This window comes from Pseudomonas sp. Pseusp88 (genome assembly GCF_047303955.1).
Taxonomy (GTDB): domain Bacteria; phylum Pseudomonadota; class Gammaproteobacteria; order Pseudomonadales; family Pseudomonadaceae; genus Aquipseudomonas.
In genome coordinates this window covers 128,245-153,041 of the sequence record NZ_JBGLYM010000012.1, presented here as the reverse complement: position 1 = coordinate 153,041, position 24,797 = coordinate 128,245, and the positions used below count along the sequence as shown (strand labels likewise).

The window sequence follows — 24,797 nt, the reverse complement described above, 5'->3', positions numbered from 1 at the left end:
ATCAGTTGACTTCAGTCTTACAGCGCAAGCACCCACACGAATTGCTTGATTCAGTTGTTAAAGAGCGGTTGGTTGATCCTTTCGTCTCAACCGAGGCGCGCATTCTACAGCGTCCTCTGTATCTGTCAAGCGGTTATTTTCAGAAGTTTTCAAAGTTTCCTTTGCAACTTCAACCACTTGCGCTTCGTTTGACTTGGCGTCTCACGTTAGCGGGAGGCGAATTCTACAGCGTTACAACCTGCTGTCAACCACCTTTTTCACCGCTTCCGAATTCACCTTGAAAACCGAAACCCTTCCTCGCTGCTTACTTCGGTTAACTGCTTGATTATCAAGAAGTTTTCCGTTTCGTCTGCGCCGGAAGTGGGGCGAATTATAGATAGATTCTGAGGGGCGTCAAGCGATTATTTCAGGAAGCTTCAAGTTTCTGGCTACAAGCAGCAAGAGTCGGGAACGCCCTCTTACTGCTTCTGGCTTGTAGCTTGCAACTTGCCGCTAGCGCCTGCCTTTGTGCGCTTCAGACGCTGAGCAATAAAGGGCACTCGCAATCCCAGCAGCACTACACCTATAGACGCATAGACCGCCCATTCCTTCAGGTCCGCCCTGACAATCCAGAGCATATGCAGCAAACCGAGCCCGAGAATCACGTAGACCAAGCGGTGCAACTTCTTCCAGCGACTGCCAAGGCGGCGCTGGCTATAACGGTTGGATGTCACCGCCAGCATCAACAAACCGACAAAGCCCAAAGCGCCGACAATGATGTACGGACGCTTGACCAGCTCGACGCCCAATTGCCCCCAATCGAAGCCCAGGATAAAGAAGCTGTACGCCAGCATATGCAGGAGCACGTAGGTAAAGCACCACAACCCGAGCTGACGGCGGACGGATATGAACCCCGGCCACCCGCTCACACGCTGCAATGGCGTCATCGCCAGCGTAATCAGCAGCAATACCAGAGTGCCAAGCCCCAAGCGGTCGACCAATACCTTTCCCGGATCAGGCCCGAGAGCGAAGATCCAGGCCTGATACAGCCAGTGAGCCGGAACAGCGCACGCAGCAACGAAAACACTTAACCGCCACAGCCAATAGCGCATCAGTAGTTCTTCCGCAGATCCATGCCCGCATATAAGGAGGCAACCTCCTCCCCATAACCATTGAACATCTCAGTCTGGCGGATATTCGGGCTGAACAGGCTGCCCGGCAGACGGCGCTCATGGGCCTGGGTCCAGCGCGGGTGGTCGACCGTCGGGTTTACGTTGGCGTAAAACCCGTACTCGTTGGCCGCGATACTCTGCCAAGTTGTTTTCGGCTGCTCGCTGACCAGACTGATACGGACAATCGATTTCACACTCTTGAAGCCATACTTCCACGGCACCACCAGACGCAACGGCGCACCGTTCTGATTGGCCAGTTCCCGGCCATACATACCCACGGCAAGAATGGCCAGCGGGTTCATCGCCTCATCCAGACGCAGGCCTTCGACATAAGGCCAGTCGATCAGGGCAAAATCGGAACGCTGTCCCGGCATGCTCTTGGGATCCTGCAGGGTTTCGAAACGGATGTACCTGGCCTTGGAGGTCGGCTCGACCTGCTTGAGCAACGCCGAGATCGGGAAGCCGATCCAGGGAATCACCATCGACCAGGCCTCGACGCAACGCAGACGGTAGATCCGCTCTTCCAACTGGTACGGCTTCATGAAGTCTTCCAGGGCATAGCTGCCCGGCTTGCCGACCTCACCATCGACAACAACCTTCCACGGCTCGGTCTTGAACGCTCCAGCGTTTTTCGCCGGATCGGTTTTCTCGGTGCCGAATTCGTAGAAGTTGTTGTAGTGGGTCGCATCCTTGAACGGCGTCACCGCTTCGTTCTTGACGTTGACCGCCTGCCACTGGGTAGAGGTGAGTTTTTCGTTGAGCCAGGCGGGCGCATTGCCTGGCTCCACATCCGGGTAACGGGAAGGATCGGCCGCCATGGCAACACCCGGCAAAGCACCCACGGCCAGACCGGCCAGAGATCCACCCAATAGCGCACGACGGGAGAGATAAAACCCTTCAGGGGTGACGTCCGACTCTTTGCAGGCGGACGTACGCGGTAATTTGATCAGCATGAGGACTCCACAGCGATGAGGAATTTACGCATCGTCTGGCGTGGAGTATGAGGACAATCCTGAGCGATTGCTTTAGCCCAAACATAACGTTTTTATAACGGCTGCCCGGCGGGGAGCAGCCGTAATCGGGCTTACTGCGGCTTTTTCCCGCGATGCAACAGAAACTGGATCGGACCGGATGCGGCATAACCGAGGAAAATCAGCAGCAGGATGCGCGGCGGATCGCTGAAAACGACGGCAAACACCAGCACCACTACAAGGATCGCCACGAAGGGCACACGCCCGCGCAGGTCGAGTTCCTTGAAGCTGTTGTACTTGATGTTGCTGACCATCAGCATACCGGCCGCAGCAACCAGGAGGGCGACCAGGAACGACCAGCTTGAACCCTCGAAACCGTGATCGGCGAATGCCCACACCGTACCGGCCACCACTCCTGCGGCTGCCGGGCTGGCCAGGCCTATGAAGTAACGCTTGTCGCTCTTGCCGACCTGGGTATTGAAGCGCGCCAGACGCAACGCCGCACCGGCGACATAGATAAAGGCGACCATCCAGCCGACCTTGCCGATATCCCCCAGTGCCCAGCCAAAGGCCAGCAGCGCCGGAGCCACGCCAAAGGCGACCATGTCGGACAGCGAATCGTACTCTGCACCGAATGCACTTTGCGTATTGGTCATGCGCGCCACACGACCATCCAGGCCATCGAGCACCATCGCGATGAAAATGGCGGCAGCAGCAACGGAGAAGTAGTTGCTCGCCGCTGCCAGATTGCCGGCTTTCAACGCACTCTGCGCACTCATGGAGCTGATGATGGAGTAGAAGCCGGCAAACAGATTGGCCGTAGTGAACAGGTTGGGCAGCAGATAAATGCCGCGGTGCCGGACTTTACGTCCCTCGGCATCGTGACCTTCTTCTATATGTTCATCGATTGGTAGCAGGCTTTCGGCGTCAGAGGCCTTGGTTGGCTCTTCAGGACGTTCGCTCATTGACTTTACCTTGCAGCAGTTCTGGAAAATTTCGACATGGACCGTCGACGATAATTCGCCACGGCGATCGTTGCAGCTTATACCAGATACCCCCATAACGAAAAAACGCGACCCGTGGGTCGCGTTCTTCGTGAAGCCAAAGCCGATTAGTTCTTGGCTTTGTCGACGATTTTGTTCGCCGCGATCCAAGGCATCATCGAACGCAGTTGCTCGCCGATGATTTCGATGCCGTGAGCAGCGTTGTTGCGACGCTTGGCGGTCATCGATGGGTAGCCGGTAGCGCCTTCGCTGATGAACATCTTCGCGTATTCGCCGTCCTGGATGCGTTTCAGAGCGTTGCGCATGGCCTGACGGGATTCGGCGTTGATGACTTCAGGGCCGGTCACGTACTCGCCGTATTCGGCGTTGTTGGAGATCGAGTAGTTCATGTTGGCGATGCCGCCTTCGTACATGAGGTCAACGATCAGCTTCAGTTCGTGCAGGCACTCGAAGTAGGCCATTTCTGGCGCGTAGCCAGCTTCAACCAGGGTTTCGAAACCGGCTTTGACCAGCTCGACGGTACCGCCGCACAGAACGGCTTGTTCGCCGAACAGGTCGGTTTCAGTCTCGTCCTTGAAGGTGGTTTCGATGATGCCGGTACGGCCGCCGCCCACGCCAGAAGCGTAAGACAGGGCAACGTTCTTGGCGTTGCCGGAAGCGTCCTGGTAAACAGCGATCAGGTCAGGGATACCGCCGCCCTTGACGAACTCGGTACGTACGGTGTGACCTGGCGCCTTAGGGGCGATCATGATCACGTCCAGGTCAGCGCGCGGCACGACCTGGTTGTAGTGAATAGCGAAGCCGTGGGAGAAGGCCAGGGTTGCGCCCTTCTTCAGGTTAGGCTCGACTTCGTTCTTGTACAGAGCGGACTGGAACTCGTCCGGGGTCAGGATCATGACCAGGTCAGCAGCAGCAACGGCGGTAGCAACATCAGTCACTTTCAAGCCGTGAGCTTCAGCCTTGGCGACAGTAGCCGAACCTTTGCGCAGGCCAACAGTGACATCAACGCCGGAGTCTTTCAGGTTGCACGCTTGAGCGTGGCCCTGGGAACCGTAACCGATGATGGCAACTTTCTTGCCCTGGATGATCGAAAGGTCGCAGTCTTTGTCGTAATAAACTTTCATGAAATTCCCCTGTTATCTTGGCCGTTCAGGCCATTTGCTAAATGAGTTAGATGCTCAGCACTTTGTCGCCACGGGCAATGCCCGTCACGCCACTGCGTACTGTTTCAAGGATAGCGGCGGTGCCGATGGCCTGAATGAAGCTGTCCAGCTTGTCGCTTGTGCCGGTCAGTTGCACGGTATAGACGCTGGCCGAAACATCGACGATCTGCCCACGGAATATATCCGTGGTGCGCTTGATCTCGGCGCGCTGGGCGCCGGTGGCCTTGACCTTGATCAGCATCAGTTCGCGCTCGATGTGAGCACTCTCCGACAGGTCGACCAGCTTGACCACTTCAACCAGCTTGTTGAGGTTCTTGGTGATCTGCTCGATCACTTCATCATGGCCGACAGTGGTCAGCGTCAGACGCGACAGAGTCGGGTCTTCGGTCGGCGCCACGGTCAGGCTTTCGATGTTGTAGTTGCGTTGGGAAAACAGGCCGACTACGCGAGACAGTGCGCCCGGTTCGTTTTCCAGCAGTAGCGAAATGATATGCCGCATGATTAAGTCCGCTCCGTCTTGCTCAGCCACATATCGCGCATGGCGCCGTCCCGGATCTGCATCGGGTAGACATGCTCGGAGACATCGACCTGAATGTCGATGAACACCAACCGATCCTTCATGGCGAATGCTTCTTCCATCTTCGGCTTCAAGTCTTTCAGATCAGTGATCTTCATGCCGACATGGCCATAAGCCTCGACCAGCTTCACGAAGTCAGGCAGCGACTCCATGTAGGAGTGCGAGTGGCGACCGCTGTAGCTCATGTCCTGCCATTGACGGACCATGCCAAGCACGCCGTTGTTGAGCAGGATGATCTTCACCGGCAAGTCGTACTGCAGGCAGGTCGACAGTTCCTGAATGTTCATCTGGATACTGCCTTCGCCGGTCACACAGGCGACGTCGGCATCCGGGAAGCTCAGCTTGACGCCCATGGCCGCCGGGAAACCGAAGCCCATGGTGCCCAGGCCACCGGAGTTGATCCAGCGGTTAGGCTTGTCGAACCGGTAGTACTGCGCCGCGAACATCTGGTGTTGACCGACGTCGGAGGTGACGTAGGCATCACCCTTGGTCACTTCGTGCAGGGTCTCGATGACTTTCTGCGGCTTGATGACACTGCCATCGCCGTGGTTGTACGGGAACAGGTCGCGCTCGCCACGCCACTCGTCGATCTGCTTCCACCAGCTGGCAACGGACTCCTTGTTCGGGGTCTCGCCGATTTCCTTGAAGGTGGCGACCATTTCAGTCAGCACGCTTTCAACCGGACCCACGATAGGCACGTCTGCCTTGATGGTCTTGGAAATCGAAGCCGGGTCGATATCGACATGAATGACCTTGGCGTTCGGGCAGAACTTGCTCGGGCCGTTGATGACACGGTCATCGAAGCGCGCGCCCACGGCCAGGATCACGTCGGCGTGGTGCATCGCCAGGTTGGCGGTGTAGCTGCCATGCATACCGAGCATGCCGACGAATTGACGATCAGTACCCGGATAGGCACCCAGTCCCATCAGCGTGTTGGTGACCGGCGCGTTGAGCAGTTTGCCCAGTTCGGTCAGTTGCTCCGAACCGTTGCCCATGACCACGCCACCACCGGCATAGATGATCGGACGCTTGGCGGCCAGGAGCATCTCGACGGCTTTGCGGATCTGACCCGAGTGCCCACGAACGGCCGGGCTGTAGGAACGCAGCTTGGCTTTCTTGGGGAACACGTACTCGAACTTTTCAGCCGGGTTGGTCATGTCTTTCGGGATATCGACCACGACCGGACCGGGACGACCGGACTGCGCCAGATAGAAAGCCTTTTTCAGGACTTCCGGGATTTCCGACGGATGCTTGATCATGAAGCTGTGTTTCACGATCGGCCGGGAGATACCGATCATGTCGGTTTCCTGGAAAGCATCGGTACCCACCAGCGTGCTAGGAACCTGACCGGACAGGACGACCATCGGAATGGAGTCCATGTAGGCAGTGGCAATACCGGTGATGGCGTTGGTCGCACCGGGACCGGACGTCACCAGTACCACGCCGGCTTTGCCGGTAGCGCGCGCATAACCGTCGGCCATGTGCGTGGCAGCCTGTTCATGGCGCACAAGGATGTGGCTCACGGCAGGTTCTTTGAACAGCGCATCGTAAATATGCAGGAGGGCACCACCTGGGTACCCGTAGATATGCTTAACGCCTTCGTCACGCAAAAAGCGGACGACCATTTCAGCGCCGGATAAGAGCTCCACGTTGTTCACCTCTAAAACGCCAGAATACCGTCCACAAACGAGAACGGGTCTTAATAGGTTTACTGCCAAGCAGAGCATGAGCGACGGTGGTCGCCGACTACGTCAGCACTGACTGAGCAAGTATTGGGATGACCCCTGAGTGTTGCGGGGCTTTCCCACCCAGCGCGAGGTAACGCGTTGCGGGTGTAACAGGTCGGCGCGGATGTGCGCCTCATGATCTACCGAGATGGCCTGCTTCTGGCAGTCCTTCCACAGCGAACTTTGAATTGTTGTGATTAGGCCACGCCAAGTCAAGTCATCGTTCAGTTTTATTCTGTGCATGTGCCTGAAAACGCACTGAATGAGGTCGCCGGGACGTGCTTGTGGTAGGTTGCCTGCGCACATACATCTAAGGAAGATCCATGGGTTGCAAGATTCTCGTGGCCGCATTGACGCTGGCACTGAGCACCGCCAGCCAGGCCGCACAAATCTATAAATGGGTCGATGCCCAGGGCGTTACGCACTTCGACGCCCAGCCGCCGGCCGGTCAGCAGGTTCAGCAGATCGACGTGCAGAAACCGCCACCGCCGCCGCCTGCGCCCGCCACCGTGGCAAAACCGGCGCCGGATCCTGCCGCCAGCCAGAAGGCCATCGATGACAAGGTCAGGAAGCAGGTGGCCGAGCAGGAAGCCAAACGCAAGGAAATCTGCGAAACCCTGCGCACCAATCTTGCGCAGTTGCAGATCAACTCGCGGGTACGCTTGCAGGTGGGGTCAGAGGTGCGGCGCATGACCGAAGAAGAGCGCCAGCAGCAACTCACCCAGACGCAGAAGTCGCTGGATGAGTCCTGTAAGGATTAGCCGATCTGAACGTGGTGACTGTAGGAGCTGCCGAAAGCTGCGAATGGGTCTGTCAGACACCCCGTTTTCGCAGCCTTCGGCAGCACCTAAAAGAATCGCACTTCAATTCAGCCGTTAGCGCTTTTAGACAGCCTGGGCAATCAGTCGGTCGAAACGCGCCAGAGACGCCTGCAACGGTGCAGTGTCCTGCCGACCGGCATAGACCATCTCGGCCATTTCCAGGATGCCCGAGGCATTGGGCAATGGCAGGTCATGCTCGAGGATCTGTTTCATCCGCGGCAGGAAAATCCACTGCAGCCACTGGTGAAAGTCCAGGGTATCGACGCTGAACGGCTCGACACTGGCCAGGGCTTCGGCGCTGGGTGGCAGATCGCTCCACCACCCCAGTACACGAAGCTCGCGTTCAATCAGCAACAATTGATCAGCCACTTCGGGAAACCGCCGATCCATCAAGCACCGACCTTGGCTTTCTGGCGAGCCAGGGCTGCGCCCGAGGCGTCGCCCTGCTTCTCACGGGACTGCGCGATCAATTCCCACAGGCTGGCCTGCAGGCTGGCACGGCCATTGGCGTAGGTCAGGCCGCGACGGGCAAGCTGCTCGGCCTGGGCTGCATCACCTTGGGCCAGACGCACCTGGGCCAGGCGGTACAGCACCTGCGGCTCACGCGGGGCAACGCGTTGGGCGCGCTCCAGACTCGACGACGCGCCATTGAGATCGCCACCGTTCTGCTGCTGCTGAGCGGTTGTCAGCAGTGCGAGCACCGGGCCATCCAACTGCTCGTCAGCCGACAAGCCACCTCCCGTACTGCTTGAAGGTATGCCCGTTGGCACCACTGGAACCGGCGGTGTGTTGTAGGCGGTATTGACCGGCGGTTGCGCGCTATAAGTCGTCTGCGGCTGCGCCATGGAAGGCGATGTCGTATTGAGCGGCGCGTTATCGACGCTGATCGGCGCCGTATCGGCTGGTGGCACGAAAGCCTGAACAGGCGCGCCGTTGCCGCCCGGCACCATGACCGTTACCCCCGAGTCCTGCGGCACGGCTTGCGCCTGCTGACGAACCTGGGTCGTGGTCTGGCGATAACCGCCAGTCTTCTGCGCCGAAACACGCTCGCTGTTCGACACCCGAGAGCTTGCATCGACCACCGGAATCGAGCCGGGCTGCACACTGGCACAGCCGGTCAGCAACGCCAGGGCGCTTAAAACAGGAATCCAACACTTGTTCACGTCACACCCTCTTCACTTAATTCAACCAGCCCTTGACCCAATCCATCACCGAGTCGGCCGGGGCCGAGCTGCCACCGCAGGCAGCGCCGGGTGCTGGCTCACTGCCGCGAATATACGGCATCTGTACGGCATTCGGGCAGTTCACATCGGAACCCTGCCCGGTCTGGGAATTGATCCAGACCTTGGTGATATTGTCCGGCACCTGCATCTCCAGCGACTGCGGGTTGGCCTTGCGCATGAAGGAGGTCCAGACCTGCAAGGCACCCGTGGCGCCGGTAAAGGGTGTCTGACCATTATCGTCGCGACCAATCCATACGACCGCCAGCAGATCCTGGCCGAAACCGGCGAACCAGCTGTCACGGGAGTCGTTACTGGTACCGGTCTTGCCCGCCAGATTGACGTTGCCCGGAATGACGTTATAGACCGACTTGCCGGTACCCTCGCGCAGCACCCGCTGCATGGCGTTCTGCACCAGATAAATGGCCCCCGGATCAAAACGCTGCTCGACCTGGAACGGATAGCGTTTGAGCGGCTCGCCTTCAGCGGTCAGTACGCTGCGGATCGCCCGCATTGGCGTATTGAAGCCACCGTTGGCGATGGTCTGGTACATGGTCGCCACTTCCATCGGGCTCAGACCGCCTGCACCCAACAACATCGACGGGTATTGCGGCCATTCGCGATTGACACCGAGCTTGGCCAGCGTCTTGAACACATTCGGCAAGCCCAGATCCATCCCGAGCCTGGCCGTGGTGAGGTTGTAGGAATGCGCCAGCCCCTGATACAGGAAAATATTGCCGAAGGCGCGATGCTCGAAGTTCTGCGGCTTCCATATCTGCCCGTCCGCACCCTTGACCTCGAACGGCGCATCCACCACCCAACTGGTCAGGGTGTACTGGCTCGGACGTTCCAGCGCAGTCAGATAAATAGACGGCTTGACCAGCGAGCCGATCGGCCGCACGGCATCGAGCGCCCGGTTGAACCCGGCGAATCCGGCCTGACGGCTGCCCAGCAGCCCCTGCACCTCACCGGTTTCCGGGTTGGTGATGACCATCGCCGCTTCCACATCCTCGGCGCCCTTGCGCCCGGCCAGCTTCTTGAACGTATCGTTCATCGAAGCTTCGGCTTTCATCTGCAGGATCGGATCGAAGCTGGTGAAAATGCGCAGACCTTCCTCGGTCAAGTCTTCGTCGCGGTAATCCTCGCGCAACTGGCGTTTGACCAGATCAAGGAAGCCGGGGAACGAGCTGTCCGCCAGGCTGCCGGTCTTGGACACACCCAGTGGCATTTTTTTCGCGGCGGCGACCACATCAGCGGTAGCGACACCTTGCTGCTCCAGCAGATCAAGCACCAGGTTGCGCCGCTCAAGGGCGCGATCAGGATTGCGTCGCGGGTTGTAGTACGACGGTCCCTTGACCATCGCCACCAGCAACGCCACCTGATGCAGCTTCAGCTCGGACAATGGCTGGCTGAAGAAATACTGGCTGGCCAGACCGAAGCCATGCACGGCGCGCTGGCCGTCCTGACCGATAAACACCTCGTTGAGGTACGCCTCGAGGATTTCCTGCTTGCTGTAATGCAACTCCAGCAGCATCGCCATCATGACTTCCGTGAGCTTGCGGCTGAGGCTGCGCTCGTTGGTCAGATAGAAGTTCTTCACCAACTGTTGGGTCAGGGTACTGCCGCCCTGACGCATTTGCCCGGCCGAAGCGTTGACCAGAAAGGCCCGCGCAATGGACTTGGGTGACACGCCCCAGTGGTGATAAAAGTCGCGGTCCTCGACCGTAACCAGGGTATCGAGCAGATAAGGCGGCACCTGATCGAGCTTGATCAGGATGCGGTCTTCAAGATTCTTCGGATACAGCCCGCCGATCAACAGCGGCTCGAGACGCGCCACGGCCAGCTTGGCGCCGGCACCGGAACTCAGCTCGGCCACGGAGTCGGCCGAGAAGCGCACGCGAATCTGCTGCGCCGGATCAGTCCCTTCATAGAACTGGAAGCCGCGGGTGTTCAGATCCACGGTATTGCCGTTGACTGCGGCAGCACCGGGGCCATTGGCAACCGCCTCGCGTCGATAACCCAGGGCATCGAGCTCGGTAAGGAAATCGTCGCGGGTCAGCTTCTGGCCGACGAACAGCTCCAGCGGCCGGGCATAGACCTTGGCCGGAATGGTCCAGCGCTTGCCGGAAAACTTTTCCTGAACGATGGAATCGAGATAAACCGCGAAGCAACCGAGGATCACAAGACCGACAAGGCTGAGCTTCAACGCCCAGCCCAGCAGGCTGCGCAGGCGGTTGGAAGGCGGTTTCTTTTTGTTGCGGGGGGTACGGGATCGGGTCATGGCCGCGGATTATACGCACTTTAGAGGTGATCGACAGGCGCCTGGAAGGCGGTTTGCAGCGGTGACTCAAGCAGCCATAATGCCAGCCTGAGTAACTACATTTGAACAACAGCCTTTAAGGATCGTCCGTGAGCCAGTCACTGATTGCAGCCCTGCAGAACCCGGCCCTCTTCCCGCATCCGGTAGAAGGCTTCCAGGTCATCGAGACGCACATTTCGTGGGTTTTGCTCACGGGGCCCTATGTCTACAAATTCAAGAAACCGGTCAACTTCGGTTTCCTCGACTTCACGACCCTGGCATCGCGCAAGCACTTCTGTAATGAAGAGCTGCGTCTGAACCAACGCCTGACCCAGGATCTTTATCTGGAAGTCCTGCCAATCACCGGCAGCGCCGAAGCGCCGCAACTGGGTGGCGAAGGCGAAGTCATCGAATACGCCCTGAAAATGCGTCAGTTCCCGCAGGACGGGTTGCTGAGCACTTTGCAGGCCAACGGCGAACTCACGGTTTCCCAGATCGATGAGATGGCAAAACAGATAGCAGAGTTCCATATCCACGCACCACAAGTTGGGGCAGAGACCGAACTGGGTTCGCCTGACAGCGTGATGGCTCCGGTCCTACAGAACTTTGAGCAGATTCGTCCTTTCCTCAGCGAAAAATCCGACCTGACTCAACTCGACGCCCTACAAGCCTGGGCCGAGTCGAGCTTCGAACGTCTCAAGCCGTTGCTGAGCGAGCGCAAGGCCCAAGGCTTCATCCGCGAATGCCACGGTGATATTCACCTGGGCAACGCCACCTTGATCGACGGCAAAGTGGTCATTTTCGACTGCATCGAATTCAACGAACCGTTCCGCAAGACCGACGTTTACGCCGATATCGGCTTTCTGGCCATGGACCTGGAAGACCGCGGTCTCAAGTCGCTGTCGCGGCGCCTGATCAGCCAGTACCTGGAGCTGACCGGCGACTATCAGGGCCTGGAAGTGTTGAATTTCTACAAGGCCTACCGTGCCCTGGTCCGGGCCAAGGTTGCCCTGTTCGGCCTGCCCGCTGACGCCGACGCCGTACAACGCGGCACCACCATGCGCCAGTACCGCAATTACGCCAACCTGGCGGAAAGCTACAGCGCCATTCCTTCGCGTTTTCTGGTCATCACCCATGGTGTCTCGGCCGTGGGCAAAAGCCATGTAGCCATGCGTCTGGTCGAGTCCCTGGGCGCGATTCGCCTGCGTTCGGATGTCGAGCGCAAGCGCCTGTTCAGCCAAAGCAGCGACCTCTACGACGCCAACGTCAGCGCGGCGACCTACCAGCGCCTGCATGAACTGGCGGCGACCGTGCTGCACGCCGGTTTCCCGGTGGTGATCGACGCCACCTACCTCAAGCGCGAACAGCGCGCAGCGGCGGCCAAGGTTGCCGAAACCAAGGGGGCGCCGTTCCTGATCCTCGACTGCGAAGCCCCCCAGGCCGTCATCGAGACCTGGCTCAGCGAGCGCCAGGCAGAGAACGTCGATCCATCCGACGCTACGCTGGAAGTCATCAAGGCCCAGCAAGCCAATCGCGAGCCGCTGACGGCCGAAGAAATTCTCTGCAGCAAGCGGGTCGAAACCCATAAAGGCGAGGATATGGATAACCTCGTCTCTGGCATCCGCCAACGTTTGCCAGGCCTTTAAACGAATGTTCAAGCCGTTTAGCACTTATCGCTTCACGGCTTGAAAATAGTGGCGATATACTGGCGTCATAATTCCAACGGAGACGATCCATGAGCCAGCCGAAACAACTCGACTCCCCCCTTTACGTAATGCTGCGCCAAGATGATGTGATCGGCTTCAACCAGGAGAAGCCACGCAGCGGCACTATCGACATGGCCGGGGGGGATTTCCGGGGGCTGGACCTGCGAGAGCTGGACACCTCCGGCATTGATTTCACCGATGCTTACTTCCGCTCGGCGGATCTGCGCGGGCTGGATCTGCGCGACGTTCCCATGGAAGGCGCCAGCATCGCCCATGCACAGATCTCGGGGGCATACTTTCCACGGGAACTGACCGCTGACGAGATCCTCATGTCGGTAAATTTCGGCACTCGGCTGCGTTACAACACCCGCTAGGTATCCCCTCCCTTCCCGACCCCGCATGCCAAGGCATATGGGGTCGCGGTCGTTGAACCTTGAATCCTCTGCCCCGCCTCTGTGCAATTGATGCCGTCTGGCCTGCATCCATATGTCCGGACGCCCATAACGGCGCCGCGCTGTAACGCTAGACTCATTGAGTTGTAACGCAGTGAGCAGCTCAGCATCGCAAGGAGGCATGATGAACGACGACCTGACAAACCTGAAAAACGTTGGCAAGACCTCGGCGCAGTGGTTGCACGCCGCAGGCATTCATAATTGCGCTGATTTACGTCGCCTGGGCGCAGTAGCCGCCTATTGGGCCGTGCGAAAACGCGGGTTTCGAGCATCGAAGGTATTGCTCTACGCAATTGATGCAGCGTTGAAGGATATTCGTTGGAGCGATCTGCCCGCCGAGCGCAAGAGGAGCCTCGATAGCTATTGTATGAAGGCCGGCAAGATCGTTTGACGCACCACCGAAATAATTGCGTAAGCGTAGTTGACATACAAATGAGAATCGTTATGATTAGCACATCTGGTCGCGAGGCCAGTGATGATTTGACAGACCTTGGTTCGGACTCTCAGATTATCTCCTCATCAGGCTAATCACGGTTTTTGACCCGGCACTTTTGCCGGGTCTTTTTTTGCCATCGAAAACTAGTAACCGGCCGCTGGCAGCATACCCAGCGCACTCAGCACATCGTCCAGCAGGCTCGATGCGCTCAGGCGCACATGCTCGGGCGTCACCCAGGCACTGCCGAAACGGGTCTGGGTCATTTTCAAATAAACCAGGGCCTCGTCGAAGGTCCGAATACCACCGGCCGCCTTGATCCCGGTCATCCCGCCGACTTCGGCAATCGCCTCGATCATGATCCGGGCTGCCTGTGGCGTGGCGTTGATCACGGTTTTGCCAGTACTGGTCTTGATAAAATCGGCACCTGCCATGATCGCCCCCTGGCAGGCCTGACGAATAAGCTGCGGATCTCGCAGGTCGCCTGTCTCCAGGGTCACCGTCAGTTTCTTGGGATCAGGGCAGCATTGCTTGCAGGCCATGATCATTTCGAAGCCCGTGCGGCTATCCCCGGAAAGCAGCGCGCGAAAGGGATACACCATATCAATCTCGTCGGCTCCCACCAGCAGCGCTGCCTGCACCTGAGACACCACCGACTCGATGGAGGAACCGCCGTAGGGAAAATTGGCCACCGACACCACCCGCACATCCCTTGCGCCCAGGCGGTCGAGGGTGACCCTGGCCAGCAAAGTGAAACGCAGCGGCACACAGATCGCTGCAACATTACCCAATGGCGTCATCGCCCGCTCGCACAGGGCGATAACACGCCCTTCGGTCTCGTCTGCATTCAGGGCCGTCAGCTCAAGCAATCCCAGCATCAGCCGCGCCTGCTGTTCATCTTCCGCCGTCATCTGTCTACTCATGTCACGCTCTCGAAAGCCACTCAGCCGTTGACCGGTGACAGTAAACGAGGCGGCCTCAGACAGATGCCCCCAAGACGCAATCAAGGAGCGGGACGACAGAAGAAACAGAAATGTCCTGCAAAAGCGCGAAGACCCGGGGTCGGGATTTAGCGGATTGGGCCGGGCTTGCCCGCGAACGCTTCGGCGTGGGTCGTCCGAGACACCGCCTCGACCCGTTCGCGGGCAAGCCTCGCTACAACGCAAGAGTCAGTGCGGCCACAATTTCTGCCATCAAGGCGGCGAGGTGTACCAGACATAATCCGCCGCCCCCGGCTCCACCGGCGTATCGCTGCGCGCGAGGATCAGCACGACAGGCGTTGTGTTGCCGCCCAGATCGGCCATATGCAGGGGCACACCCATATCCTTGCGAACATGCTCGGCAGCGGCAAACAGCAACGCCGGAAGCGGCGCCGCCAGCAGCTCCTGTGCCATGCGCCGGTCACGCTGTTGATGCACGGCGAGGAGGGCCGGGGCGGATTGTGCCGGGTGCAGCAGGCTGATTCGCTCCAGCAGGCGATGACGTACGTCCGCGCTCGTCGAGTGCGAACCACTCAGACGTTGAGGCCGCTGCTCAATCGCCTGCGCCTCGTCAGGACTCAGGCCCACCGCCAGCACCGGATGGGGCTCGGCCATGGAATAGCGCATCAGCGGCCCGTACAGCGCCCAGTCCCATTGCGCCTGCCATTCCAGGGCCACCGAGAGATCCTTCGGAAAGTCGCCCCGGGCAATGTCAGCCTGAACCGCCGCAACCCTGTCCTTCTGACCGGGCGTCAACATGGGCAGCAGCAAGCTGCCCTGGGCACGCCGATCGGCAAGGCTTTGCAACAACCACAACTGCAAGGCCAGGTGATCCGGGTCGTCATGCCCGGCACCTACCAGCACATGGGTAGCAGCAGCAAGACGCTCGGCCAGCTCTTGGGCACTCAGATCCTGCCCGTTCTTGATGTCGCGAATCATGCCAAATCCAAAGCTCGTCCAGATGGCGAGCGCCGCGCAAAACCTCTAGTTTCGACAACGAACAGGGTGCTTGGCAAGCACCGACGCGGCGTACAGACTTATCGGAAAGCCCTGGCAAGACAAGATCACCAGTCTGTCGATAGCCGCAGGCACCAGGCAATGCGACCTGTCATCATGACGTACATCATCAACCGTCAGCCTGCGGGAGACACGCTCTGGACTTTCTCTGTACCTCGGACCAACTGCCGGAAGCTCACAGCCGCGGTTTCGAACGACAGGGCCAGGCCCTGCTGGCCGTGCGTCGGGCAGGCGAGGTTTTCGTCTATCGCAATCGCTGCCCTCATCGACGGGTCAGGCTGGACTGGCAAGCTGACCAATTCCTCGATGACAGCGCCAGCCTGATCCGCTGCGCGACCCACGGTGCGCTGTTCCTGATCGAAAGTGGTGAGTGCGTGGCCGGCCCTTGCGAGGGCGAGTCGCTACAGGCCCTTGCCTGCCGCGAGAACAGCGACGGCATCTGGGTCAGCCTGGTCGAGGACGACTGAAGGCAGGTGGATATCGAGACGGCGGTCTATACGGATGGACTCCGGCGTCAGCTGCACCCCATAAGCCAATACCAGCACCCCAGCGGCGACAGCTTCGCGCAAGGCCGCCGCATAGCCGGGGTCGACTTCTTCAGCCGGGCGCACGGCATCGACGCCGGTCAGGTTGACGCAATACAACAACACCGCCCGGACACCGTCCCGGGACAAGGCGGCCAACTCTCGCAGATGACGGGCGCCTCGCTGGGTCACGGCATCGGGAAAGGCAGCCACCGTCGAATCGGCGAAGCCCAGGGTAACGCTCTTGACCTCGACATAGGCCGGGCCTTCCGGATAATCCAGGCGAAAGTCCACCCGGCTCTTCTCCAGGCCATAGGGCACTTCGCGTTTGAGGGCGACAAAGCCGTTCAGCTCGGTGATGACCCCGGCACGCAAAGCTTCCTCGACCAGCGGATTGGCCCGGGCTGTATTGATACAGGCCAGACGCCCCTGGGGCGTTTCGCTGATTTCCCAGGTGCCGGGCAGCTTGCGCCTGGGGTCGTTGGAGCGGCTGAACCAGACCCTGCCGCCGGGCAGCATGCAATTGAACATCGACCCGGTATTGGGACAATGAATGGTCAACTGTTCACCGTTGTCGGTTTCGATATCGGCCAGAAAACGCTTGTAGCGTTGAACCAACCGCCCCTGTTCGAGCGCCGGAGAAAATTCCATCAGCCTTGCCAGCTCCGCAAACCGCGTTGAATACGTTCGACCGCTTCCTGCAGGCGCGGCAGGCTCTGGGTATAGGCAAAGCGCACATGATGCCCGGCCTTGAAGCGCCCGAAGTCCAGCCCCGGCGTGATCGCCACGTGCTCGGTTTCCAGAATGTGGTGGCAGAAGGCGAAGGCATCGCCGCCGAAGGCGCTGATATCGGCGTACAGGTAGAACGCGCCTTCCGGCTCGACGGCAATACCAAAGCCCAGTTCGCGCAGGGCTGGCAGGAGGAAGTCACGACGCCGGGCAAATTCACCGCGACGTTCTTCGAGAATCTCCAGGGTTTGCGGCTCGAAACAGGCCAGCGCGGCATACTGGGCCATGGTCGGTGCGCTGATGTACAGGTTTTGCGCCAGCTTCTCCAGATCCGCCACGGCCTCGGGCGGCGCCACCAGCCAACCGAGGCGCCAGCCAGTCATTCCGAAATATTTGGAAAAACTATTGAGCACAAACGCATCGTCATCAACTTCCAGCACACTGGCCGCATCAATTCCGTAGGTCAGGCCGTGGTAAATCTCATCCACTACCAAATGGCCATTACGTTGTTTCAGGGCCGCAGACAACGCGGCCAGCTCATCGCGATGCAGCAGTGTGCCGGTGGGATTGGCAGGGGACGCGACCAATGCGCCCACGCTGTCGCCGTTCCAGTGTTGCGCCACCAGTTCAGGAGTCAGTTGATAGCGCGTCTCGGGGCCCGACGGCACCAGTTGCGCAGCGCCCTCGACCAGACGCAGGAAATGCCGGTTGCACGGATACCCCGGATCAGCCAGCAACCAGTGCTTTCCCGGATCGACCAGCAAACTGCTGGCAAGCAACAGCGCCCCCGAACCACCAGGGGTGATGAGAATGCGTTGCGGATCGATATCGACCTTATAGCGCCGGGCATAGAAACCACTGATAGCCTCGCGCAATTGCGGCAAGCCGCGGGCGGCGGTGTAGCGCGTCTGCCCTGCCGCCAGCGCGGCCTGTCCGGCGGCGATGATCGGTGCAGCCGTGGTGAAGTCTGGCTCCCCGATCTCCAGGTGAATGACGTCATGACCGGCCGCCTGCAATTCGTTGGCCCGCGCCAGCAGCGCCATCACATGGAACGGTTCGATGTCGCGACTGCGCGCACTGTACGGGGGAGCCATTGGCTTTCCTTCTGCAACCGGGGAATGGAACGGGTGAACTAAGAGCGCTGATTCTACCCAAGCCTCAGTTCGGCGCGACGGCAAATATTCACCAGGGCTTACGCCTGGAAGAAAAACTCCGAGCGCAATCCGGGCGCCTACTAAAATAAATCCCGGAGAGTTCATATGAACACGGAACTTTGACGAACTTCATAAACACCGAGCCCCGTCAAGCCGGGCTCGACAACCGGGAGTAGCGCACTCTGATTTGATCTGGTAAGTTCGCCCGCTTGCAGTCGCAGGGCCGACGGGTGTCGGTGAAGGACCTATCCTGCGCAAATGGATTAAAGAGTGAGAGGCGGTCCATTCCATGCCCACCGAAAAACAGAAAGACAACGCGATCAGCGGTTTCGAACCCTACGTTCCAGCGAAGGACGAAGAGTACATGGGCAAGCCCATGCGCGCTCATTTCACCAAGATCCTGAACAAGTGGAAACAGGACTTGATGCATGAAGTGGATCGCACTGTAGATCACATGAAAGACGAGGCGGCCAACTTCCCTGATCCGGCCGACCGTGCCAGCCAGGAAGAAGAATTCGCCCTGGAACTGCGTGCACGTGACCGCGAGCGCAAACTGCTCAAGAAAATCGACAAGACCCTGCAACTCATCGAAGACGAAGAGTATGGCTGGTGCGAGTCCTGCGGTGTCGAGATCGGCCTCAAGCGTCTGGAAGCCCGGCCTACCGCCGACTTGTGCGTCGACTGCAAGACCCTGGCAGAAATCAAGGAAAAACAGGTCGGTAAATAACCTGCCTGACGCCTTGAACAAAGAGACGCTTCGGCGTCTCTTTTGCGTTGTGGCCTTTTCTTCCCTGCCCAGGATCTTCACTGCCCATGCCCCCTTCTGCCTATATCGGGCGTTTTGCCCCGACGCCCAGCGGCTTTCTGCACTTCGGCTCACTGGTTGCCGCCCTCGCCTCCTACCTGGACGCCCGTGCTGTTGGTGGGAAATGGCTGATGCGCATGGAAGACCTCGACCCGCCCCGTGAAGTCCCCGGCGCGCAAAAGGCTATCCTCGAGACCCTGGAGGGCTATGGATTCGAGTGGGATGGCGAATGCGTACGACAGAGCGACCGGCATGAGGCCTACGCCGAAGTGCTGAATCGCTGGTTCAGCCATGGCCTGGCCTATGCCTGCATCTGTTCGCGCAAGCAATTGGAGGAGTATCAGGGGATCTATCCGGGACTGTGTCGCAATGCCGGTCACGAGCCCGAGAACGCCGCGATTCGCATTCGCGTGCCGGAATTGACCTATCGCTTTCAGGACCGTGTGCAGGGCGAATTTCAGCAGCATCTGGGCCGGGATGTCGGCGATTTCGTCATTCGCCGCCGTGATGGCTTTTATGCTTATCAACTGGCCGTGGTACTGGACGATGCCTGGCAGGGCATTACCGATATCGTCCGCGGCGCCGATCTGCTCGACTCCACGCCTCGGCAGCTGTATTTGCAGGAGCTGCTCGGCCTGCCGCACCCACGCTATCTGCATATACCGCTGATCACCCAGCCCGATGGCAATAAACTGGGCAAGTCCTACCGCTCGGCGCCGCTGCCCTCGGATCAGGCCACGCCTTTGTTGCTGCGGGCATTGCGCGCATTGGGTCAGCCAACGGCAGTAGAACTGAATGACGCAACCCCGGCCGACGTCCTCAGATGGGCGATACCGCGCTGGAATGCCGGGCTGATTCCTTCCCTGCGCACGGTTGATGAAGCCTGTATAGACTAATCAAGTGTCCTGTCTCGCAAATTCACGCGACAGGGCACTTGAGCCTTCGGCCAAAGCACGGCAGAAACGCCGCTTGCAGCTTGTTCGCCATCGTTTACCATGCCGCACCGTGTTACCCACCAGACATTAAGGAGGTCCGATGTATATCTACCGCTTGGTCCTGCTTCTGGTTGTAGGCATCTACCTGTTTTCACCAGCGATCATGGACTGGTGGATCGACGCCACAGGGGCCTGGTACCGGCCCTACCTGTTATGGCTGATCCTCATTGCCGTGACCTTCATCCTGCAAAGCCAGCGAGATGCCGATGAGCTTTAGCCTGACCCAGATGATCCTGGTCAGCGCGGCCTACCTGCTGGCGCTGTTCGCAGTGGCGTGGATCAGCGAGCGCGGCGTCATCCCGCGCTGGATCATCCGCCATCCATTGACCTACACCCTGTCTCTGGGCGTCTACGCCAGCGCCTGGGCGTTCTACGGCACGGTGGGCCTGGCCTACGAGTACGGCTACGGTTTCCTGTCCAGTTACCTGGGGGTTTCCGGGGCGTTTCTGCTGGCTCCCGTTCTGCTGTATCCGATCCTGCGTATCACCCGTACCTACCAGCTGTCGTCCCTGGCCGATCTGTTCGCCTTTCGCTTTCGCAGCACCTGGGCCGGTGCCCTGACTACTATTTTCATGCTGATCGGCGTGTTGCCGTTACTGGCCCTGCAGATCCAGGCAGTGGCCGACTCCATCGGCATCCTCACTCAGGAGCCGGTGCAGCACCATGTCGCAGTGGCGTTCTGCGCGCTGATTACCCTGTTCACCATTTTCTTCGGCTCCCGGCACATCGCTACCCGGGAGAAACACGAAGGCCTGGTCTTCGCCATTGCCTTCGAATCGGTGATCAAGCTCGCCGCCATCGGCGGCGTCGGCCTGTATGCGCTGTACGGCGTATTCGACGGCCCGCAGCAGCTCGAGGTCTGGTTGCTGCAGAACCAGAGCGCCCTGGCGGCGCTGCATACGCCTTTACAGGAAGGGCCGTGGCGCACCTTGCTGCTGGTGTTCTTCGCTTCGGCCATCGTCATGCCGCACATGTATCACATGACCTTTACCGAAAATCTCAGCCCGCGTTCTTTGGTCAGTGCCAGTTGGGGCCTGCCACTGTTCCTGTTGCTGATCAGCCTGGCGGTGCCGCTGATTCTCTGGGCCGGGCTGAAACTGGGCGCCAGCACCAGCCCCGAATACTTCATCCTCGGCATCGGCATGGCCACCAACAATCAGGCGTTGGCCCTGCTGGCCTACGTCGGCGGATTGTCGGCGGCCAGCGGCCTGATCATCGTCACCACCCTGGCGTTGTCGGGCATGGCCCTCAACCACCTGGTGCTGCCGCTGTACCAGCCACCCGCCGAGGGCAATATCTACCGCTGGCTGAAATGGACGCGACGCGGCCTGATCGTCGCCATCATCATGGCCGGCTATGGTTTCTATCTGCTGCTCGGCGCGCAGCAGGACCTGGCCAACCTGGGTATCGTCGCCTTCGTCGCCACGCTGCAATTCCTCCCCGGCGTGTTGTCGGTGCTGTACTGGCCCACCGCCAATCGGCGCGGCTTCATCGCCGGGCTGCTGGCGGGCATGACGGTCTGGGTCATCAGCATGCTCCTGCCACTGATTGGCCACTTCCAGGGGTTCTACATTCCCCTGCTGAACATGATCTACGTGCTCGACGACACCAGCTGGCACATGGCAGCCATCGCCTCCCTGGCCGCCAACGTGCTGTTCTTCACCCTGATTTCGCTGTTCAGCAATGCCAGCCCGGAAGAAGCCAGCGCCGCCGAAGCCTGTGCCGTGGATAACGTGCGTCGTCCGCAGCGCCGTGAGCTGCATGCCGCGTCGCCCCAGGAGTTCGCTACACAACTGGCCAAACCGTTGGGTGCCAAGGCCGCACAGAAGGAAGTCGAACAGGCTCTGCGCGACCTGTATCTGCCCTTTGACGAGCGTCGCCCCTATGCCCTGCGGCGCCTGCGCGACCGGATCGAAGCCAACCTGTCAGGCCTGATGGGGCCGAGCGTGGCCCAGGACATGGTGGAAACCTTTCTGCCGTACAAGTCCGGCGGCGAGAACTACGTGACCGAAGACATTCACTTCATCGAAAGCCGCCTCGAGGACTACCACTCGCGCCTGACCGGGCTGGCCGCCGAACTCGACGCCCTGCGCCGCTACCACCGCCAGACCTTGCAGGAACTGCCCATGGGCGTCTGCTCCCTGGCCAAGGATCAGGAGATCCTGATGTGGAACAAGGCCATGGAAGAACTTACCGGCGTGCCCGCCCAGCGGGTGGTCGGTTCGCGCCTGCCGACCATTGGCGAGCCGTGGAAGGAACTGCTGCTGGGCTTTATCAATATTCCCGACGAACACCTGCACAAGCATCGCCTGACCCATGACGGCCAGACCCGTTGGCTGAACCTGCACAAGGCGGCCATCGACGAGCCCCTGGCGCCGGGTAACAGCGGCCTGGTGCTACTGGTAGAAGACCTGACCGACACGCAGATGCTCGAAGACAAGCTGGTGCATTCCGAGCGTCTGGCCAGTATCGGTCGCCTGGCGGCGGGCGTGGCCCACGAGATCGGCAACCCGATCACCGGCATCGCCTGTCTGGCGCAGAACCTGCGCGAAGAACGCGAGGAAGACGGCGAGTTGACCGAGATCAGCAGCCAGATTCTCGAACAGACCAAACGGGTCTCGCGCATCGTCCAGTCGCTGATGAGCTTCGCCCACGCCGGCAGTCATCAGCACAGTGACGAAGCCGTCTGTCTGGCCGAAGTGGCCCAGGATGCCATTGGTCTGCTGGCGCTGAACCGGCGCAACTTCGAAGTGCAATTCTACAATCTGTGCAATCCCGAGCATTGGGTCGATGGTGACCCGCAACGCTTGGCACAGGTGTTGATCAACCTGCTTTCCAACGCCCGTGACGCGTCACCTGCGGGCAGTGCGGTGCGGGTCAAGAGTGAAGCCTGCGAACACACCGTCGACCTCATAGTCGAAGACGAAGGCAGTGGCATACCCAAGGCAATCATGGATCGATTGTTCGAACCGTTCTTCACCACCAAGGAGCCTGGGGAAGGAACCGGACTGGGCCTCGCACTGGTCTATTCCATCGTTGAAGAGCATTATGGACAAATCACCATCGACAGCCCGGCAGACGCCGAGCACCAGCGCGGGACCCGTATTCGGGTGACCTTGCCGCGCCATGTCGAAGCGACGTCCGCCGTGAACTGAGACCGTCGAGAGAACCGAATCAATGCCGCATATTTTGATCGTCGAAGACGAAACCATTATCCGTTCAGCCCTGCGTCGGCTGCTGGAGCGCAACCAGTACGAGGTCAGCGAAGCCGGTTCGGTGCAGGAAGCCCAGGAACGGTTCAGCATCCCCTCGTTTGACCTGATTGTCAGTGACCTGCGCCTGCCTGGCGCTCCCGGCACAGAGCTGATCAAGCTCGGTCAGGGCAAGCCGGTGCTGATCATGACCAGCTATGCCAGCCTGCGTTCTGCCGTCGACTCGATGAAAATGGGCGCGGTGGATTACATCGCCAAGCCCTTCGACCACGACGAAATGCTCCAGGCCGTCGCCCGAATCCTGCGCGACCGCCAGACCCTGCAAGGCATGCAGGCCGAACGCGCCGCCGCCAAACCGGCCGCCGGTGACAAGGGCGGCGTGGTGGATAACAGCAACGGCGAGATCGGCATCATTGGTTCCTGCCCGCCCATGCAGGACCTCTACAGCAAGATTCGCAAGGTCGCGCCGAGCGACTCCAATGTGCTGGTCCAGGGTGAGTCCGGAACCGGCAAGGAACTGGTCGCCCGCGCTCTGCACAACCTCTCGCGCCGGGCCAAGGCACCGATGATTTCGGTGAACTGCGCAGCGATTCCGGAAAGCCTGATCGAGTCCGAGCTGTTCGGCCACGAGAAAGGCGCGTTTACCGGTGCCAGCGCCGGGCGTGCCGGTCTGGTGGAGGCGGCGGACGGCGGCACCCTGTTCCTCGACGAAATCGGTGAATTGCCCCTGGAAGCCCAGGCCCGCCTGCTGCGTGTATTGCAGGAAGGCGAGATTCGCCGGGTCGGCTCGGTGCAGTCACAGAAAGTCGATGTGCGCCTGATCGCCGCGACCCACCGTGACCTCAAGGGCCTGGCCAAGATCGGCCAGTTCCGCGAAGACCTTTATTACCGCCTGCACGTCATCGCCCTGAAGCTGCCCCCGCTGCGTGAACGGGGCGCCGACGTCAATGAAATCGCCCGGGCGTTCCTGGCCCGGCAAAGCGCCAAGGCTGGCCGTAGCGATCTGCGCTTCGCCGCCGACGCCGAACAGGCCATTCGTCACTACACCTGGCCCGGTAACGTTCGGGAACTGGAAAACGCCGTCGAGCGTGCGGTTATCCTGTGTGAAAGCCCGGAAATCTCTGCCGACCTGTTGGGTATAGATATCGAGCTGAGCGATCTGGAAGATGACGAGTTCATCGGCCTGGCGCCCCAGCAGAATCCGGCCAACCCTAGCAGCCACGAGCCGACCGAAGACCTGTCCCTGGAAGATTACTTCCAGCACTTCGTCCTCGAGCACCAGGATCACATGACCGAAACCGAGCTGGCACGCAAACTCGGGGTCAGCCGCAAGTGCCTGTGGGAACGCCGCCAGCGCCTGGGCATTCCACGGCGCAAGGGCGTGGCCAGCGAGACGTGATGACTGATACGTTTCAGCAATAAAAAGGCTCTAGCGTGCGGGCTCCAGCCTTTGTGAAAAAACTGTTACCGCACTCGATTCGCGTAACAAAAGCCGGGGTTTACGGTAACGAAACCCCGGCTTTTTTATCCCCGCAAAAATAGCCATATCGCTGAAAGCCCCGGTTTAAGGGGATTTGCAAAAGTTGGCACGGCTCCTGCTATATCTCTTGTACAAGAACAACAAAAAGCAAAATGCAAAACCCATAATAAAAACAAGACGAATCGACTCACGCATAACAAGAACAACACGGCGGAGGCGCAGCTAACTGATTCTTTTGGAGAGGCGTTGTATTTGGGGCTTGCCCCACGACCAGGCTGAGAACAATAAAAAACTACCCCAAGGTAGCGCCTGAACTGGTTGGATCGATTGATCATTGCAACACAGCGACCAAAGCAATCCGTTTGCTCTTGACTCCC

23 protein-coding genes and 1 pseudogene are annotated in these 24,797 nt (G+C 59.6%); 11 read left to right on the top strand and 13 right to left on the bottom strand.

Translation table 11 applies throughout. The features are described from left to right. Positions 1–281 (top strand): annotated as a pseudogene (locus ACCD02_RS17275) (hypothetical protein); the annotation flags it as partial. Between the two features lie 177 nt (positions 282–458). Here ACCD02_RS17275 and msrQ read toward each other — a convergent pair. The 6 genes from msrQ to ACCD02_RS17245 form a co-directional block, all read right to left on the bottom strand. Next, positions 459–1,091, bottom strand: coding sequence for a protein-methionine-sulfoxide reductase heme-binding subunit MsrQ (msrQ, locus tag ACCD02_RS17270; RefSeq protein ID WP_413304147.1), 633 nt, complete (start codon positions 1,089–1,091; stop codon positions 459–461). Then, the gene (gene msrP, locus ACCD02_RS17265; protein ID WP_413304144.1) at positions 1,091–2,104 is read right to left on the bottom strand and encodes a protein-methionine-sulfoxide reductase catalytic subunit MsrP; all 1,014 of its coding nucleotides are present in this window, start codon (positions 2,102–2,104) and stop codon (positions 1,091–1,093) included. Before msrP ends, msrQ begins: the two co-directional genes overlap by 1 nt. 131 nt (positions 2,105–2,235) lie before the next feature. Continuing rightward, entirely contained in the window at positions 2,236–3,087 is an 852-nt protein-coding gene (gene pssA / locus ACCD02_RS17260; RefSeq protein WP_413304141.1) for a CDP-diacylglycerol--serine O-phosphatidyltransferase, read from the bottom strand. A gap of 146 nt (positions 3,088–3,233) precedes the next feature. Then, positions 3,234–4,250, bottom strand: coding sequence for a ketol-acid reductoisomerase (gene ilvC, locus ACCD02_RS17255; protein ID WP_259106813.1), 1,017 nt, complete (start codon positions 4,248–4,250; stop codon positions 3,234–3,236). 46 nt (positions 4,251–4,296) lie between these two features. Next, positions 4,297–4,788 carry an acetolactate synthase small subunit gene (gene ilvN, locus ACCD02_RS17250; RefSeq protein WP_032625001.1) on the bottom strand — a complete coding sequence of 164 codons (492 nt, stop codon included), beginning with the start codon at positions 4,786–4,788 and terminating at the stop codon, positions 4,297–4,299. Positions 4,789–4,790: 2 nt separating this feature from the next. After that, positions 4,791–6,515 carry an acetolactate synthase 3 large subunit gene (locus tag ACCD02_RS17245; protein ID WP_413304137.1) on the bottom strand — a complete coding sequence of 575 codons (1,725 nt, stop codon included), beginning with the start codon at positions 6,513–6,515 and terminating at the stop codon, positions 4,791–4,793. A gap of 401 nt (positions 6,516–6,916) precedes the next feature. On the opposite strand from ACCD02_RS17245, the gene ACCD02_RS17240 reads away from it, so the two are divergent. Then, a complete protein-coding gene (locus ACCD02_RS17240; protein WP_413304134.1) occupies positions 6,917–7,354 on the top strand; it encodes a DUF4124 domain-containing protein in 438 nt (145 codons plus the stop codon). A gap of 123 nt (positions 7,355–7,477) precedes the next feature. Here the strand turns inward: ACCD02_RS17240 and ACCD02_RS17235 are convergent, their stop codons facing one another. From ACCD02_RS17235 to mrcB, 3 genes are read right to left on the bottom strand one after another with little or no spacing between them, the layout of a single operon-like run. After that, positions 7,478–7,804, bottom strand: a complete 327-nt coding sequence (locus ACCD02_RS17235) for a YqcC family protein (RefSeq protein WP_413304132.1) — start codon at positions 7,802–7,804, stop codon at positions 7,478–7,480. After that, the gene (locus ACCD02_RS17230) at positions 7,804–8,577 is read right to left on the bottom strand and encodes a hypothetical protein (RefSeq protein ID WP_413304129.1); all 774 of its coding nucleotides are present in this window, start codon (positions 8,575–8,577) and stop codon (positions 7,804–7,806) included. The genes ACCD02_RS17235 and ACCD02_RS17230 overlap by 1 nt, the downstream gene beginning before the upstream one ends. A 16-nt stretch (positions 8,578–8,593) precedes the next feature. Beyond that, positions 8,594–10,915 carry a penicillin-binding protein 1B gene (mrcB, locus tag ACCD02_RS17225; protein WP_413304126.1) on the bottom strand — a complete coding sequence of 774 codons (2,322 nt, stop codon included), beginning with the start codon at positions 10,913–10,915 and terminating at the stop codon, positions 8,594–8,596. A gap of 128 nt (positions 10,916–11,043) precedes the next feature. Here mrcB and ACCD02_RS17220 point away from each other — a divergent pair, with 128 nt between their 5' ends. The 3 genes from ACCD02_RS17220 (at position 11,044) to ACCD02_RS17210 (ending at position 13,482) form a co-directional block, all read left to right on the top strand. Beyond that, positions 11,044–12,579: an AAA family ATPase gene (locus ACCD02_RS17220; RefSeq protein WP_413304123.1), complete on the top strand. Its 1,536-nt coding sequence runs from the start codon at positions 11,044–11,046 to the stop codon at positions 12,577–12,579. Between the two features lie 89 nt (positions 12,580–12,668). Beyond that, the gene (locus ACCD02_RS17215) at positions 12,669–13,013 is read left to right on the top strand and encodes a pentapeptide repeat-containing protein (protein ID WP_413304121.1); all 345 of its coding nucleotides are present in this window, start codon (positions 12,669–12,671) and stop codon (positions 13,011–13,013) included. A gap of 202 nt (positions 13,014–13,215) precedes the next feature. Continuing rightward, on the top strand, positions 13,216–13,482 hold the full coding sequence (locus ACCD02_RS17210) for a TfoX/Sxy family protein (RefSeq protein WP_413304119.1): 267 nt from the start codon (positions 13,216–13,218) through the stop codon (positions 13,480–13,482). Between the two features lie 188 nt (positions 13,483–13,670). Here ACCD02_RS17210 and deoC read toward each other — a convergent pair whose 3' ends face one another. Both deoC and ACCD02_RS17200 read right to left on the bottom strand, forming a co-directional pair. Continuing rightward, positions 13,671–14,447: a deoxyribose-phosphate aldolase gene (deoC, locus tag ACCD02_RS17205; protein WP_413304117.1), complete on the bottom strand. Its 777-nt coding sequence runs from the start codon at positions 14,445–14,447 to the stop codon at positions 13,671–13,673. 270 nt (positions 14,448–14,717) lie between these two features. Further along, positions 14,718–15,443, bottom strand: coding sequence for a ChaN family lipoprotein (locus ACCD02_RS17200; RefSeq protein WP_413304115.1), 726 nt, complete (start codon positions 15,441–15,443; stop codon positions 14,718–14,720). A gap of 215 nt (positions 15,444–15,658) precedes the next feature. On the opposite strand from ACCD02_RS17200, the gene ACCD02_RS17195 reads away from it, so the two are divergent. Continuing rightward, a complete protein-coding gene (locus ACCD02_RS17195; protein ID WP_413304166.1) occupies positions 15,659–15,988 on the top strand; it encodes a Rieske (2Fe-2S) protein in 330 nt (109 codons plus the stop codon). Here the strand turns inward: ACCD02_RS17195 and sfsA are convergent. Both sfsA and ACCD02_RS17185 read right to left on the bottom strand, forming a co-directional pair. Then, positions 15,923–16,696: a DNA/RNA nuclease SfsA gene (gene sfsA, locus ACCD02_RS17190; protein WP_413304113.1), complete on the bottom strand. Its 774-nt coding sequence runs from the start codon at positions 16,694–16,696 to the stop codon at positions 15,923–15,925. The two genes, ACCD02_RS17195 and sfsA, sit on opposite strands and share 66 nt — an antisense overlap. Further along, the gene (locus ACCD02_RS17185; RefSeq protein WP_413304110.1) at positions 16,696–17,868 is read right to left on the bottom strand and encodes a pyridoxal phosphate-dependent aminotransferase; all 1,173 of its coding nucleotides are present in this window, start codon (positions 17,866–17,868) and stop codon (positions 16,696–16,698) included. Before ACCD02_RS17185 ends, sfsA begins: the two co-directional genes overlap by 1 nt. 349 nt (positions 17,869–18,217) lie before the next feature. Here ACCD02_RS17185 and dksA point away from each other — a divergent pair, with 349 nt between their 5' ends. The 5 genes from dksA to ACCD02_RS17160 all read left to right on the top strand — a co-directional run bounded on the left by dksA (position 18,218) and on the right by ACCD02_RS17160 (position 24,339). Further along, positions 18,218–18,655, top strand: coding sequence for an RNA polymerase-binding protein DksA (dksA, locus tag ACCD02_RS17180; RefSeq protein WP_413304107.1), 438 nt, complete (start codon positions 18,218–18,220; stop codon positions 18,653–18,655). 86 nt (positions 18,656–18,741) lie between these two features. Next, a complete protein-coding gene (gene gluQRS / locus ACCD02_RS17175; protein ID WP_413304104.1) occupies positions 18,742–19,629 on the top strand; it encodes a tRNA glutamyl-Q(34) synthetase GluQRS in 888 nt (295 codons plus the stop codon). A 139-nt stretch (positions 19,630–19,768) separates the two neighbouring features. Further along, positions 19,769–19,945 (top strand): hypothetical protein, encoded by a 177-nt coding sequence (locus ACCD02_RS17170; protein ID WP_259106756.1) that lies wholly within the window; start codon positions 19,769–19,771, stop codon positions 19,943–19,945. After that, a complete protein-coding gene (locus ACCD02_RS17165; RefSeq protein ID WP_413304101.1) occupies positions 19,929–22,883 on the top strand; it encodes a sensor histidine kinase in 2,955 nt (984 codons plus the stop codon). Before ACCD02_RS17170 ends, ACCD02_RS17165 begins: the two co-directional genes overlap by 17 nt. A gap of 22 nt (positions 22,884–22,905) precedes the next feature. Continuing rightward, positions 22,906–24,339 carry a sigma-54-dependent transcriptional regulator gene (locus ACCD02_RS17160; RefSeq protein ID WP_413304098.1) on the top strand — a complete coding sequence of 478 codons (1,434 nt, stop codon included), beginning with the start codon at positions 22,906–22,908 and terminating at the stop codon, positions 24,337–24,339. Positions 24,340–24,797: the final 458 nt, after the last annotated feature.